A 12,878-nucleotide genomic window follows, 5' to 3' on the forward strand; every position below is an offset into this window, starting at 1 on the left:
CAAATCCGAGAGCGTGGAAATAGGGAGTTTTTCAGGCTGATTTCCTACCTCTTGGATATACGGCACAGGCGGTCAAAAAGGTGTAGACTTGGGATAGTTCATCGATGGACAAGCACCTTGGAAACAGAACACGCCAAAGAAAACGGAGGGACGCATGAGCAAAAGACCCTATCAACACCTGCCGCCGCTGGAACACAGGCCGGACGGCTCCCCCTACCGCATAACCCCGCCCCAGAAGAGACGAGCCAGCGGCCTGATACGCCGGGAGTGCTGCAACTGCGAGGACGGAAACTGCCTTGCGCTGGACGATGGCGACACCTGCGCCTGTCCGCAGATGATTTCGTTCTCCGTCTGCTGCAAGTGGTTCCGCTGGGCGGTCTTGCCGCTGGACAGGACGCTGGAAGCGGAGATTTACCGGGACAGGGACTTGAAACGCTGTGCGGAGTGCGGCGGTGTGTTCGTCCCGAAGTCCAACCGGGGCAAATACTGCCCGGACTGCGCCGCCAGAGTTCACAGGCGGCAGAAAACAGAAAGTGAACGGAAAAGGAGGTCTGCTGTGGACAGTTAAGAGCGGGAAAAGCCTTGATTTGCAAGGCTCCGCAAGCCCTCAACCGGGGCGGCTGGTATCATTTATCATTCGCCCCGGAAAACGGGCCTCTAACCGTCCACAAAACACGCTATGACAAACACGATTTATATTCACCAGCCGGAAAAGGCGTTCAGTTTCACCCGGCTCCCCAATTTCCTTTTTGAAGCACCCACATTCCAGCCCTTGAGCAACGAAGCGAAGGTGCTGTATGCCTTTGTCCTGCGCCGGGCGGAGTTGTCCCGGAAGAACGGCTGGGCGGACGAGTACGGGCGGGTCTACCTGTACTACCCCATCTGCGAGGTGGTCGCTTTGCTCCGCTGCGGGCGGCAGAAAGCGGTCAACACCCTGCGGGAGTTGCAGTATGCGGGGCTGGTGGAAATCCAGAAACAGGGCTGTGGAAAACCCAACCGCATTTACCCGAAATCCTATGAAGCGGTTCCAAACACCGACTTCAAGAAATCCGGTTATGGTACGCCGGAGGGCTGAAAACCGTACTTGGCGAGTACGAAAATCAATCCTCTTGAAGTACGGAAATCTGACGGTATATAGAAATACAGAGATTAAAACCATCTATTTACATTCATTCCATTCCAATCCTATCAGAGATATTTTCGGCGGGAAAACCCGCCGGAAAGGAATGGAATGGGGAAAGGAGTTCAATGGCACAACACGCAATTTTGCGATTTGAGAAGCACAAGGGCCACCCGGCGGGGCCGCTGGAAGCCCACCATGAACGGAAAAAGGAGCAGTACGCCAGCAACCCGGACATTGACACCAGCCGGAGCAAGTACAATTTCCACATCGTCAAGCCGGATGGCCGCTACTACCATTTCATTCAGAGCCGCATCGAGCAGGCCAGATGCCGCACCCGCAAGGACAGCACTCGGTTTGTGGACACGCTGATTACCGCCAGCCCGGAGTTTTTCAAGGGCAAGTCCCCAAAGGAGATAGCGGCCTACTTCCAGAGGGCGGCGGACTTCCTCATTGACCGGGTGGGCCGGGAGAACATCGTTTCGGCTATGGTACACATGGATGAAAAAACGCCCCATCTGCACTTGGTCTTTGTGCCGCTGACAAAGGACAACCGCCTGTGCGCCAAAGAAATTATCGGCAACCGGGCCAATCTGACGAAGTGGCAGGACGATTTTCACGCCTGTATGGTGGAGCAGTACCCCGACCTGGAGCGTGGGGAAAGCGCCAGCAAGACGGGCCGGAAGCATATCCCCACCCGGCTGTTCAAACAGGCGGTCAACCTCTCCAAACAGGCGAGGGCCATTGAAGCGGTTCTCTCCGGCATTACCCCGCTGAACGCCGGAAAGAAGAAAGAGGAAGCCCTCTCCATGCTGAAAAAGTGGTTTCCGCAGATGGAGAACTTCTCCGGGCAACTGAAAAAATACAAGGTCACAATCAATGACTTGTTAGCGGAAAATGAAAAGCTGGAAGTCAGGGCAAAGGCCAGCGAAAAAGGCAAGATGAATGACACGATGGAACGGGCGAAGTTAAAAAGCGAACTGGACGATATGCGGCGGCTGGTTGACCGTATCCCGCCGGAGATTTTAGCGGAACTGAAACGGCAACAGCGGCAGCATGGAAAGGAAAGGTGATCTTATAAGTAATATCAGATACAAAAAGGAAATCGAAATCGTGACTTTTCAGGGAAAGGAAATCACACTGGAAAATCTCTCCCCGGTGTTCACGCCGGAACAGGAAGCAGCCAAACGCCGGGAACTGGAACAGCAGCTTTATGAGGTGTTCCGCAAGTACGCCGACAAGCGGGAGAGTGAGGAAGCCGGGACATAAGGTTTTCCAAACCCATCATTGATTTGCGGGGCTGCTGGCGGTATAATAGAACTGTCAGCAGCTCCGTTTCTTTTTTAAGAAAAGGAGCGACAATATGAACAATCGGATAGACGCAATCTATGCAAGACAATCGGTAGACAAAAAGGACAGCATTTCCATTGAAAGCCAGATTGAATTTTGCAAATACGAGTTGAAAGGCGGTAACTGCAAGGAATACACAGACAAAGGGTACAGCGGCAAGAACACAGACCGTCCGAAGTTTCAAGAACTGGTGCGGGACATCAAGCGGGGCTTGATTGCAAAGGTCGTGGTTTACAAGCTCGACCGTATCAGCCGTTCCATTCTGGACTTTGCCAACATGATGGAGCTGTTCCAGCAGTACAATGTGGAGTTTGTGTCCTCTACGGAAAAGTTTGATACCTCCACGCCGATGGGACGGGCCATGCTGAATATCTGTATCGTGTTCGCCCAGCTTGAACGGGAAACGATACAGAAGCGGGTAACGGACGCTTACTACTCCCGCAGTCAGCGGGGCTTTAAGATGGGCGGGAAAGCCCCTTACGGCTTCCATACGGAGCCTATCAAGATGGACGGTATCAACACAAAGAAGCTGGTGGTAAACCCGGAGGAAGCGGCCAATATCCGGCTGATGTTTGAGATGTACGCCCAGCCCACAACTTCCTACGGGGACATTACCCGGTACTTTGCCGAACAGGGGATTTTGTTCCATGGCAAAGAGCTGATACGCCCCACGCTGGCGCAGATGTTACGCAATCCTGTCTATGTGCAGGCAGACCTTGATGTGTACGAATTTTTCAAAAGTCAAGGTACAGTCATTGTCAATGACGTTGCCGATTTTACGGGCATGAACGGCTGCTATCTGTATCAAGGGCGAGATGTAAAGGCCAGCAAGAAAAACGACTTAAAAGACCAAATGCTGGTACTGGCTCCCCATGAGGGTATCGTCCCCTCCGACACCTGGCTGACCTGCCGCAAGAAGCTGATGAACAACATGAAAATCCAGTCTGCCCGGAAAGCCACCCACACATGGCTGGCAGGAAAAATCAAGTGCGGGAATTGCGGGTATGCTCTTATGAGTATCTACAATCCCTCCGGCAAACAGTATCTCCGCTGCACGAAACGGCTGGACAATAAAAGCTGTCCTGGCTGTGGGAAAATCATCACTTCGGAACTGGAAGCGGTTGTTTATCAGCAGATGGTAAAGAAGCTGGCAAGCTACAAGACGCTGACAGGAAAAAAGAAAGCGGCAAAGGCAAACCCGAAAATCACCGCCCTGCAAGTGGAACTTGCCCATGTAGACAGCGAGATTGAAAAGCTGGTGGACAGTCTGACGGGGGCAAACAATGTCCTGTTCTCCTATGTGAATGTGAAGATAGCGGAACTGGACGGGCGCAAGCAGGAACTTCTGGCAAGGATAGCGGAGTTGACTGTGGAGGCCATCAGCCCGGAACAGGTCAGCCAGATTTCCGGCTACCTCGATACCTGGGAGAATGTATCTTTTGATGACAAGCGGCGTGTGGTGGATTTGATGATCACCACCATAGCCGCCACAAGCGACAGCTTGAACATCACATGGAAAATCTGACTGGCGGCACCCCTCCCGTCAGATACCTACCCTGTGTAGTCCCTTGTAAACTGTACTTTCTATTATACTATGACCTGCTTCCTTTAGGAATAGATGAATTGTAAACTGGCTGGAGTGAAACCGCTAATGACAGCCAGTGTTTGTTCTTTGTTTATCGGTCAAAGCGAAATTTGAACAGGGCGGCAATGAGCTGTTGCTTTATATGTTCCTCAACTTCGGCGTTGACTTTCCCGTGTACTTTGGAACAGTAGCGGATATATCCGGCATAGTGGGAAAGAATGGTGTCGATTGCGTCCGGGTCGCCCTCATGGGCTTTGACGATTGTTTCATAGGGGAGAAGTTTACTCATAGTCATTTCCCTCCATGAGCCGCCTTAACCGCTGCAAGGCAAGCCGGATATGCCGCCCCGCTGTGCTGCGTGTCCGGCCAATATGTACGCCGATCACTCGCTGCGGCTGGCGCAGGAAATAGTAACGAAAAATTTCTTCCTGCGTCTGCTCCGGCAAAAGGGCAAGGGCGGCGGCAAGCTCCGCATGATACAGAACGGCGGTCTGGCCGCAGGCGGTAAAAAGATATTCTTCAAGCTACTCCGGCTCGGCAAGCTGGACAAACTTTTCACTCATCAGATAATCAAGGGAAACTTCCCGTTCCCACCTCCGGCGCAGCTTCAAGATTTTATCTATGGCTGCGTGACGAATGACTACCTTGCAAAAGGCATTGAATGTGTACTGGATATGCACCTTGTAGGCTTCATCTTCGGTCATGGAAATTCCCCCTCTCTGAATAATAGTGCGGGGCGGCAGCACTCCTTGCTGTCGCTCCTTGACTGCCTAACTGCGAAACCGGGCGGGGCTGTCAACGGTGGGCGAAGCCCGTTCATCTTGACCGCCCGCTGGCTCGGCTGGCTTTGCTATTTACCCGACAAACTTGAATTTATTGTAAGGTATCACGTTTTACCTTCTTAAGCCTTACTATCATTACCATAGGAATTTCTTTGTTGGTTTTGAAACATTCTTCATAAAATCCATCAATGACAAATCCAGCTCTAAAACAAAGGTTAAAAATATCTTGTATGGAACGATGATAATAAATCTGCTCTTTCGGTTGCCCTTCAATCGCTATATCATAGTAACTGTGCGGTGTCATATATTTTTCAGTCAACGTGACAAAACAAGGGTGTTGCGTTGCAAAGACAAAAATTCCGCTTTCCTGCAACAGTTCATAAACAGCCATAAGAAGTGGTTCAATATCCGTAATATCCATAATTGCCATATTAGAAACTGCTTTAGTAAAGGCTCGATTTTTATATAAATCAAAATATAGTTTTTGACTATCTCTTTATAAGTTCTCATAAGCCGGTATAGCCTGTATTTACAGGCTTTCCGGCATTTTTCAAATCGGAAGAAGCTCTTATATATTCTCATTTCCCCTCATGTTTTCGCGTCCAAAAGTAGTAAATCAAGTAGTAAAACCTCTATCTACTACTAAGCAATCAGCCGTTCCATTTCTGCCATTGCACTATCAGAGGTAGCATGGGCGTAATAGTTCAGCGTCATGTTGATGTTGGAATGTCCCATGATATACTGCAATGCTTTCGGGTTCATTCCGGCGTTTGCTAAATTGGTACAGAACGTATGGCGTAGGGTATGGGGCGTTGTCACTTTCGGTAAGGCTTCCTCATGGCTTTTGTTGTACTTCTTCACAAGCCCCCGGAACATGGTTTCAAAGTTGACTGCTACTTTCGGTAGCCCGTTCCGGTTAAGGAATAAAAATCTGCTGTAACCGCCGACAATAAAATTGTCTGCCCGTCCCCTGTCATTCAGCACACGCTTGAACGCTTCATAGACTTTGGTACTCATTGGAATTTGTCTGATACCGCTTTTTGTCTTTGGCGTTTCAACATGATACCCAACTCCCGATACTTTCAAAAGCTGGTGGTCTACGTTGATTAGCTTATGCTCAAAGTCAATATCGCTTTCAGTCAGTCCGCAGAGTTCAGAAATGCGAAGCCCTGTTCCTAACAGTATGATAATCTCGTCGTAATACTTCTGATAGACTTTATCACTCTGCACAAAGGACAGGAAAGACGCTTCCTGTGTTGGGGATAGAGGTACCTTTGGTTCGGTGTTATCTTCTAAAACGGTGTTCAACTGGAAGTCAAAGGGATTTTTCCTAATGCAATCGTCCTGTATGGCTGTGTAAAAGGCAGCTTTCAGAGAACGCTTGTGATTGTTGATTGTCTTGAATGAATAGCCCTTATCTTTCATGCGTAAAGCCCATTCTTTCGCGTCGGACAGCTTCACGCTCTCAATGCTGCAAGCTCCAAGACTATCTTCTTCCAAAATCCTCATAAGCTGCTTGCGCCCCTGTTTTGTGCCATGCCGTACATTTGCCCGGTGCCTTATCTGCTTTGCGTAGAGTTGGCAGACAGTCATTTTCTTTCCCAACGTGTCAATCCCGTCGTCAAGGTCTTTCTGTATCTCTTTTTCCTTTTCCCGAAGCGAAATATCTTCACGTTTTCCCGCCGGGGTCTTGTCGGTAGGTACTAACTTCCAAGCGTAAACAAATTGCGGGTTCCCAAAGGTATCTATATATTTGTAAGCATATCTTCCGTCTTTTCTCTGGCTCTCTCCTGTGCGTAAAATGCGGTTCCTGTTATCTCGTCTTTTCTCCGACATTGTTCGTCATGCTCCTTTCCATGACGGAAAGAGCCTTGATATGCTTGTATCTATTATACCACATTCAAGGCTCGATTTCACTATATAACTTCCAAAGTGTCAATGAATTTTTCAAACTGTTTTCGCTTGATTTGAATACGGTTGCCGTTCATAATCACCCACCCGGCAGCCGGGTTTTCTTCCGCTAATTTACGCAGCTTGTTTTCCCCGATACGGAAATATTTTGACGCTTCCTCAATGGTGAGCGTGTACTTCTCCCAGATAGGCACATCAGTAATATTCATTAAAATGTCCCCCTTTCAATAGAGTACAATAGTTTCAAAAGTAGAAAGAGAGCTTTAATCGGACGGTTATTAGCATAACCTCATGGGAATTGCACCCCCGCATGGTTCTCATGCAGCCCTACCCATTGCCTGCGACGCTCTTAACGCTCGGACTGTGGCTGTAAGGAAGTATCATTGTATATTTTGCGTGTCGTCGCCCGCAAGCCGCTACACTTGCTTTCCGGCGCGGTGTTGGTCGCTCGGCTGTCCGGGTGGGGATAACCTCACCCGGATAGCGTCATGGCGCACCCGCCGTATGGCTCGGCGCAAAAGGAACGTATCCGATTTGCCCTATGCTGCGCCGCCGTTATCTTGCGCCGCTTTCTTTGTCAAGGTTCAGAATGGCTTTGCTGCCGCGTCAGCAGCGGAACGGAAAAGGGGGAGAGAGAAAGCGTCCCGCCGCCGCTGCGGTTTATTCCTCTGCCTTAAAGGTGAGGACAGCCATCATCAGTTTTGCTTGCAGCCGTTCCCGAATGTCGTGGTCTACGCCAAAATAGACGTTCCCGCGCTCGTCGTACAGCTTCCGCATGGAGAGGCGGGCTATGTAGCCGCTGAAATGCTGCAAGACAATCTTCATAGCGTCCGGGTCGCCCTTTGTCGCTGCCAAAATGACAGGATAGGGAACAAGGGCTTTTTCCGGGTAGCCGGGTTCGTTACCATTCGTCCCATTCATCAGCATTTTCCTCCAGATATTTTTTTAGTAGCTCAAAAGAGCTTGTCCGCCTGTACTGTATCGTGCTTCTCGACGTATCGAACAGCTCCGCAATCTCGGTGTCGTTCATTCCCTCGAAATAGTACAGGAGTACGGCTTTGCGCTTTTCTTCCGGCAAAGTACGGATTGCTTCAAGAAGCAGCTTCGGCGTGATTTTCTTCCCGGCTCTTTCAAAGGCGGTTTCCCCTTTGAAATATTCATCAAAGGTATGAAGCTGCCGCGCTTCTTCTAAGGTCAAGTCGGAAAAGGTAATCTCCTTTGCCTTATGCCTGTGCAGCTCTTTGTGAGCGTCACACGCTTCATTGTGCAGTACCGTATTGCAAAACTTCTGGAAAGCGCACTGTTTTATAAACTCCCTGCGATTAGGTTCCACATTCTCACCCCCTTTCTCGTTGGAAAGTTGGTGGTGCTTCCCCCTTTTCGCGGGGCAATACTGCCTTTTGAAAAAAACGCCGAAGATTTTCGGATTTTTTTCAAAAAATTTTTTGAGCAGCAAAATACGCCTGTCCGAAAAGCCCGGACAGGCGTATAGGTATTGTAAGTAGTATTTAGATGATTAGACAGTTCATATTCAAGGGTGGAGAGGTTCCCGACGGTGGTCGGGCTTTTTTTGATAAGTCAATGACCGTCGGATTTTGTCGATAGGGTATGTGCTTCATGGCGGCTACCTCCTTTAGCCGCCGCTTTTAACAGTGATACCGCGTCATTTCATCAGAAAATAAAAAGAAACGGCGGCTTTGATTTTTCAAAGCTGCTGCGGAAATCAAAGAACGACAAGCAACAGTTCTGATTTTGCTCCAATATGGTTATTGGGGGCACAAATTAAAATCAAAAAAGAGCCGATAACAGCAGTATTTCAAACTGCATATTATCGGCTCTGCGTCTGTGCGTCTGGCTCTTTTAATTAAATTATTTTTGTTGTTTTTTGGCTTTATTATATGTATTAGCTAATTGTCCACAAGCTGCTTTAATCTCTCTACCATGAGAAACTCTCATGGTAACTTCAAGTCCTGTTTGCTCTAATTGATGTTTGAACGCAACCATTTCTTGTTTTTGTGGTGCTCTAATTTTTGAATTACTCGTCGGGTTGTATTGCAGCACGTTAATCATAACATTTTTGCCCTTAAACCATTTTGCAAGTTGCCTTATATCTGAGGAACGGTCATTTATACCTGGTAAAAGTAAATACGCAAATACCACTTTTCGATTATGCCTTTGTGAATAGGACAATGCTTGCTTAACAACATCTTCAATAGCGTACATGTGCATATGAGGAATGATACAGTTTCTCGCAGCCTGTGTTGCTGCATGTAAAGATATTGTCAACTGAATTTTTAGATGTTCTTCGCGCAATTTTTTTAATTGATTAACTGGACCAACTGTTGATACGGTAATGCCGTCGGTTGGAAAGTTAAGTCCATTTCTATCTCGAAGAATATGGATTGCTGCAATCAAGTTGTCGTAATTGAATAAAGGTTCTCCCATTCCCATAAAAACGATACGATTTACTTTTTGACGTATCAATATGACCTGCTGCACAATTTCAGACGGTGTTAGATTACGAACAAAACCATTGCGTCCGGACTCACAAAAAATACAGCCAACAGAACAACCAACTTGCGTACTTACGCAAACAGTCCCACCATCTCGCCGTTTAATAAAAACCGTTTCGATATACCTGTTGTCTTTCAATTCATAAACATACTTTTCAGTATCGCTACTTTTATAGACTTTTTTTGTTGATATTGATAGATTTTTTTTGTGAAATGGCTGTTTATATAATTCCGTATATAAGGCTCTTGCTTTATCCTCTCCAATTACTTCCGACATTTCTTTGTAAGTAAATCCGTATGGGTCATTCAATATTTCCGTAGGTGTACTTTTAGGTAAGTGTTTCATTTAATATCCTTCCTTTTCAAAATTAAAAAGTTTGTTTTTCAGAGTTTTTGATTATGATTTCTAATTTTTCAACATCAACGATATGTGTAGCAAGAATTCTAATATACTTTTTCTATTGGTCGCATCCGCCACACAAAATTCAATTTGTTTTGCATATTGTGATTGCCGTCTTTTAGCCAATTCTATCATTTTTTTGCTGTAATCAAAAGCGACAACCGAAGCGCCTCTTTGTGCAAGATACGAAGAATAATTTCCATTGCCACACGCAATATCCAAAATATAATCCGCAGGATTAGGAGATAGAAGTTCCGTTACTTTGGGACGCACTACCTCTCTGTGAAATTCATTAGATTCGTCACCCATTGCATTATCCCAAAATTGTGCGTTCTCCTCCCAGATTTTTTTACTTTCCTCTGTTCCCATGTTCTCTCCCACTCCCAAAATTTGCTTTTTTGCTTCCATTAAATCTTCCTTACTATATTCCATTGTTACCCTCCATAACTTCTGATTGTTGTCGTCTTGACTATTATGTATCTTTTCTTTCCAAAATGGTATAGGCTTTTATTTTTGTAATGCTGCAAAACTTTTCTTCTGTAAGGTATTCAAAGGATATTTCCCTTTGCCGCCGCTTGCATTAAGCCGCCGCTATTGGAAAGCCAAAAGCAGCGGCTTTTTTTACTCGGTATTACCGAAAAGTATAGAAAGCAGGATATGTCATCATTTGTCATTTCTTCTCAATGTAATAACTGCATGGCATATCAAGCCAAATACAAGAGAAAAACAGCCACCGCCAAATAGTGATGCTCCCCACCCTGCACCTGACATTGTCATAAAACCGCCAACAAAGAAAATACCAATGCCAAGAAATATACCAACACCATAAAAAAGTCCAATTGCCATATCGTACTTATTAAATTGTCGTTTCTCCTTTTTTTCATATGTTTCCATCTTTGTTATTACCTCCTTCGCAAAATCGTCCATGTTGACTCCAAAAAGAAAGCAAATTTTTTTCAACATATTTAAATCGGGTTCATTAACATCTCTCTCCCAATTCGATAGTGCCTGCCGGGTAACATTCAATTCCCCGGCTAGTTCTTCCTGTGTCATTCCCAATTGTGTTCGCAGATGACGTATTTGCTTTCCTGTTGTAATATTCGTCTGTTCCTGGTTCAAAATAGTTTCTCCTCTCTGATACTGATTTTATCAATGATATTTCGCAATAGCCAGCAATGAACGCTTGCATTGCGCAAGACGTTACATTATCTTCTGAAACATATAGCGCACCTTGTCCAGGCGGCTGTTTGGACGGCGGGGCTGGATGACTGGCTTGCCGACAGCGGCCTGATACCCTTTCAGTTTTGTAAGGCATACGCTCTGCCCGTTGGTGTAAAAGGCCAGATCAGTACGGTATGCCTGTATACAGCGGGCGGGAATCTCGCCAGTAAAGACAACTTCATCCTTTTTTACCTGGGCCGTTTCGATGGTGGCACAGTATTTCGGTGCATCATGATAAGCCCTGGAAAGGTATTCCTGGGGCGCATAGAGGGTGAAGGAGAGATAAGGTTCCAGCAGCTGCGTCCCCGATTCCTTCAATGCCTGTTCCAATACAATCGGGGCCAATGAGCGGAAGTCCGCCGGCGTGCTGACTGGACTGTAATAAAGCCCGTATTCAAAGCAAATCTTACAGTCCGTTACGTTCCAGCCGAACAAGCCCTGCTCCAGCCCGTAACGGATACCATCCCTGACAGCGTTTTGAAAACTCTGGTTCAAGTATCCCAGCGAAACCCGGCTCTCGTATTGTACGCCGGAGCCAAGCGGGAGTGGTGTAACAGACAGTCCGATAGATGCCCAAAACGGGTTGGGCGGCACCTCGATATGGATGGTGTGGCTGGCTGCTTTGAGCGGCCGCTCCATATAAATGATGGTGGGTTCCTTTACCACTGTTTCAAGCTTGTATTTTTCCGACAGCAAAGCGGAAACAACCTCCAACTGCACCCGGCCCAAAAAAGAAAGAATGATCTCATGGGTGATGGAATCCACCTCGCAGCGCAAAAGCGGGTCAGTATCCGCAAGTTGCGTAAGAGCGTCCAGCAGCCGTTCTCTTTGCGCTGCCGTTTTCGGCGCAATCGACGTCCGCAGCATGGGGAGGGGGTCCTCACGCCACCTTTTACGAGGGAGCCGGGTTGGGTCCCCTAATACATCGTTTAACCTCACGCTGTCGCTGGGAAGGATAACAATTTCACCCGGATAAGCGGTGTCTGTCCGAACAATTTCCCCTTTGGATGGAATACGCATCTCTGTGATTTTCAGCTTTTCTCTCCCGGCCAGGGCCACCGTATCCCGCAGGCGCAGCGTTCCGCTGTATAGCCGTAGATAGACACGCCGCTGGCCGCAATCTGTATACTCCACCTTGAAAACGCTGCCGCATAGGGCGGCGCTCCCCTGTTCCCCAATCGGTTGGAACAGCCCTGTCACCGCATCCATCAACGGTTGAATGCCAAGGCCCTTTTTGGCGCTGCCATAATAGACCGGGAACAGGGAGGCGTCTTGAACCCGCCGCTGTTCCTCCCGCACAAGTTTTTCCCGGCTGATTGGTTCTCCTGCGATATACTTTTCCAATAATTTATCGTTATTTTCGATGACCGCATCCCATGCTTCTATGTCGGTATTTTCCTCCAGGACTATTTCCGGGGACAGCGACACCGTCTGCTTGATGATAATATCGGCGGAGAGCTTATCCCGAACAGACTGAACCACGCTCTGCAAATCAACGCCAGCCTGGTCGATCTTGTTGATAAAGATAACGGTGGGAATGTTCATTTTCCGCAGGGCATGGAACAGAATACGGGTCTGGGCCTGCACGCCATCTTTAGCGGAGATCACCAAGATGGCCCCATCTAAAACAGCCAAAGAGCGGTACACCTCCGCCAAAAAATCCATGTGGCCGGGCGTATCCACAATGTTGACTTTACATCTGTGCCACTGGAAGGAAGTGACTGCCGCTTGAATGGTAATCCCACGCTGCCGCTCCAAAAACATGGTGTCCGTCCTCGTTGTCCCTTTTTCGACGCTCCCCGGTTCTGAAATGGCTCCGCTGGCATATAGCAGGCTCTCCGTCAAGGTCGTCTTTCCAGCGTCTACGTGGGCAAGAATGCCAATATTGATTATTTTCATGTGATTGTCCTCCTTTTACAGCCCGAAAGGGCACAAAAATCCCCAGCAGTAAAATACTTTTACCACTGGGGATGATAATTTGCGGACATCCCCAAAA

General features: G+C 47.6%; 16 protein-coding genes. 6 read left to right on the forward strand and 10 right to left on the reverse strand.

Annotation, left to right across the window (positions count from 1 at the left end; translation table 11 throughout):
- Nucleotides 1-154 precede the first annotated feature (154 nt).
- From TRESU_RS09795 to TRESU_RS09815, 5 genes are all read left to right on the forward strand, one after another.
- Nucleotides 155-568 carry a cysteine-rich VLP domain-containing protein gene (locus TRESU_RS09795; RefSeq protein WP_002575860.1) on the forward strand — a complete coding sequence of 138 codons (414 nt, stop codon included), beginning with the start codon at nt 155-157 and terminating at the stop codon, nt 566-568.
- A 111-nt stretch (nt 569-679) separates the two neighbouring features.
- On the forward strand, nt 680-1,075 hold the full coding sequence (locus TRESU_RS14730; RefSeq protein ID WP_002575861.1) for a replication initiator protein A: 396 nt from the start codon (nt 680-682) through the stop codon (nt 1,073-1,075).
- A 173-nt stretch (nt 1,076-1,248) separates the two neighbouring features.
- Nucleotides 1,249-2,193 carry a MobV family relaxase gene (gene mobV, locus TRESU_RS09805; protein WP_002575862.1) on the forward strand — a complete coding sequence of 315 codons (945 nt, stop codon included), beginning with the start codon at nt 1,249-1,251 and terminating at the stop codon, nt 2,191-2,193.
- The gene (locus TRESU_RS09810; RefSeq protein WP_002584948.1) at nt 2,177-2,389 is read left to right on the forward strand and encodes a hypothetical protein; all 213 of its coding nucleotides are present in this window, start codon (nt 2,177-2,179) and stop codon (nt 2,387-2,389) included. The genes mobV and TRESU_RS09810 overlap by 17 nt, the downstream gene beginning before the upstream one ends.
- A 94-nt stretch (nt 2,390-2,483) precedes the next feature.
- Nucleotides 2,484-3,995, forward strand: coding sequence for a recombinase family protein (locus TRESU_RS09815; RefSeq protein WP_002575864.1), 1,512 nt, complete (start codon nt 2,484-2,486; stop codon nt 3,993-3,995).
- A gap of 151 nt (nt 3,996-4,146) precedes the next feature.
- On the opposite strand, the gene TRESU_RS09820 is transcribed toward TRESU_RS09815, so the two are convergent.
- Nucleotides 4,147-4,344 carry a helix-turn-helix domain-containing protein gene (locus tag TRESU_RS09820; RefSeq protein WP_001909500.1) on the reverse strand — a complete coding sequence of 66 codons (198 nt, stop codon included), beginning with the start codon at nt 4,342-4,344 and terminating at the stop codon, nt 4,147-4,149.
- Nucleotides 4,345-4,426: 82 nt separating this feature from the next.
- Here TRESU_RS09820 and TRESU_RS15315 point away from each other — a divergent pair, with 82 nt between their 5' ends.
- The gene (locus TRESU_RS15315; RefSeq protein WP_174255853.1) at nt 4,427-4,960 is read left to right on the forward strand and encodes a hypothetical protein; all 534 of its coding nucleotides are present in this window, start codon (nt 4,427-4,429) and stop codon (nt 4,958-4,960) included.
- On the opposite strand, the gene TRESU_RS09830 is transcribed toward TRESU_RS15315, so the two are convergent.
- The 9 genes from TRESU_RS09830 to tet(W) all read right to left on the reverse strand — a co-directional run bounded on the left by TRESU_RS09830 (nt 4,929) and on the right by tet(W) (nt 12,781).
- Entirely contained in the window at nt 4,929-5,267 is a 339-nt protein-coding gene (locus tag TRESU_RS09830; protein WP_425358535.1) for a hypothetical protein, read from the reverse strand. The genes TRESU_RS15315 and TRESU_RS09830 overlap by 32 nt on opposite strands.
- Nucleotides 5,268-5,479: 212 nt before the next feature.
- Nucleotides 5,480-6,673, reverse strand: coding sequence for a site-specific integrase (locus TRESU_RS09835; protein ID WP_002590585.1), 1,194 nt, complete (start codon nt 6,671-6,673; stop codon nt 5,480-5,482).
- An 80-nt stretch (nt 6,674-6,753) separates the two neighbouring features.
- The gene (locus TRESU_RS09840) at nt 6,754-6,957 is read right to left on the reverse strand and encodes an excisionase (protein ID WP_002590584.1); all 204 of its coding nucleotides are present in this window, start codon (nt 6,955-6,957) and stop codon (nt 6,754-6,756) included.
- A gap of 451 nt (nt 6,958-7,408) precedes the next feature.
- Nucleotides 7,409-7,669 (reverse strand): helix-turn-helix domain-containing protein, encoded by a 261-nt coding sequence (locus TRESU_RS09850; protein ID WP_002590583.1) that lies wholly within the window; start codon nt 7,667-7,669, stop codon nt 7,409-7,411.
- Nucleotides 7,650-8,204: an RNA polymerase sigma factor gene (locus tag TRESU_RS09855; protein ID WP_009321357.1), complete on the reverse strand. Its 555-nt coding sequence runs from the start codon at nt 8,202-8,204 to the stop codon at nt 7,650-7,652. The genes TRESU_RS09850 and TRESU_RS09855 overlap by 20 nt, the downstream gene beginning before the upstream one ends.
- 413 nt (nt 8,205-8,617) lie before the next feature.
- Nucleotides 8,618-9,607, reverse strand: a complete 990-nt coding sequence (rlmN, locus tag TRESU_RS09860; protein ID WP_002590581.1) for a 23S rRNA (adenine(2503)-C(2))-methyltransferase RlmN — start codon at nt 9,605-9,607, stop codon at nt 8,618-8,620.
- 60 nt (nt 9,608-9,667) lie between these two features.
- On the reverse strand, nt 9,668-10,093 hold the full coding sequence (locus tag TRESU_RS09865) for a class I SAM-dependent methyltransferase (protein ID WP_013702079.1): 426 nt from the start codon (nt 10,091-10,093) through the stop codon (nt 9,668-9,670).
- A gap of 231 nt (nt 10,094-10,324) precedes the next feature.
- A complete protein-coding gene (locus TRESU_RS09870; protein WP_001071126.1) occupies nt 10,325-10,780 on the reverse strand; it encodes an XRE family transcriptional regulator in 456 nt (151 codons plus the stop codon).
- A gap of 81 nt (nt 10,781-10,861) precedes the next feature.
- Nucleotides 10,862-12,781, reverse strand: a complete 1,920-nt coding sequence (tet(W), locus tag TRESU_RS09875) for a tetracycline resistance ribosomal protection protein Tet(W) (RefSeq protein ID WP_013702080.1) — start codon at nt 12,779-12,781, stop codon at nt 10,862-10,864.
- Nucleotides 12,782-12,878 lie beyond the last annotated feature (97 nt).

Source organism: Treponema succinifaciens DSM 2489 (assembly GCF_000195275.1).
Taxonomy (GTDB): Bacteria; Spirochaetota; Spirochaetia; order Treponematales; family Treponemataceae; genus Treponema_D; species Treponema_D succinifaciens.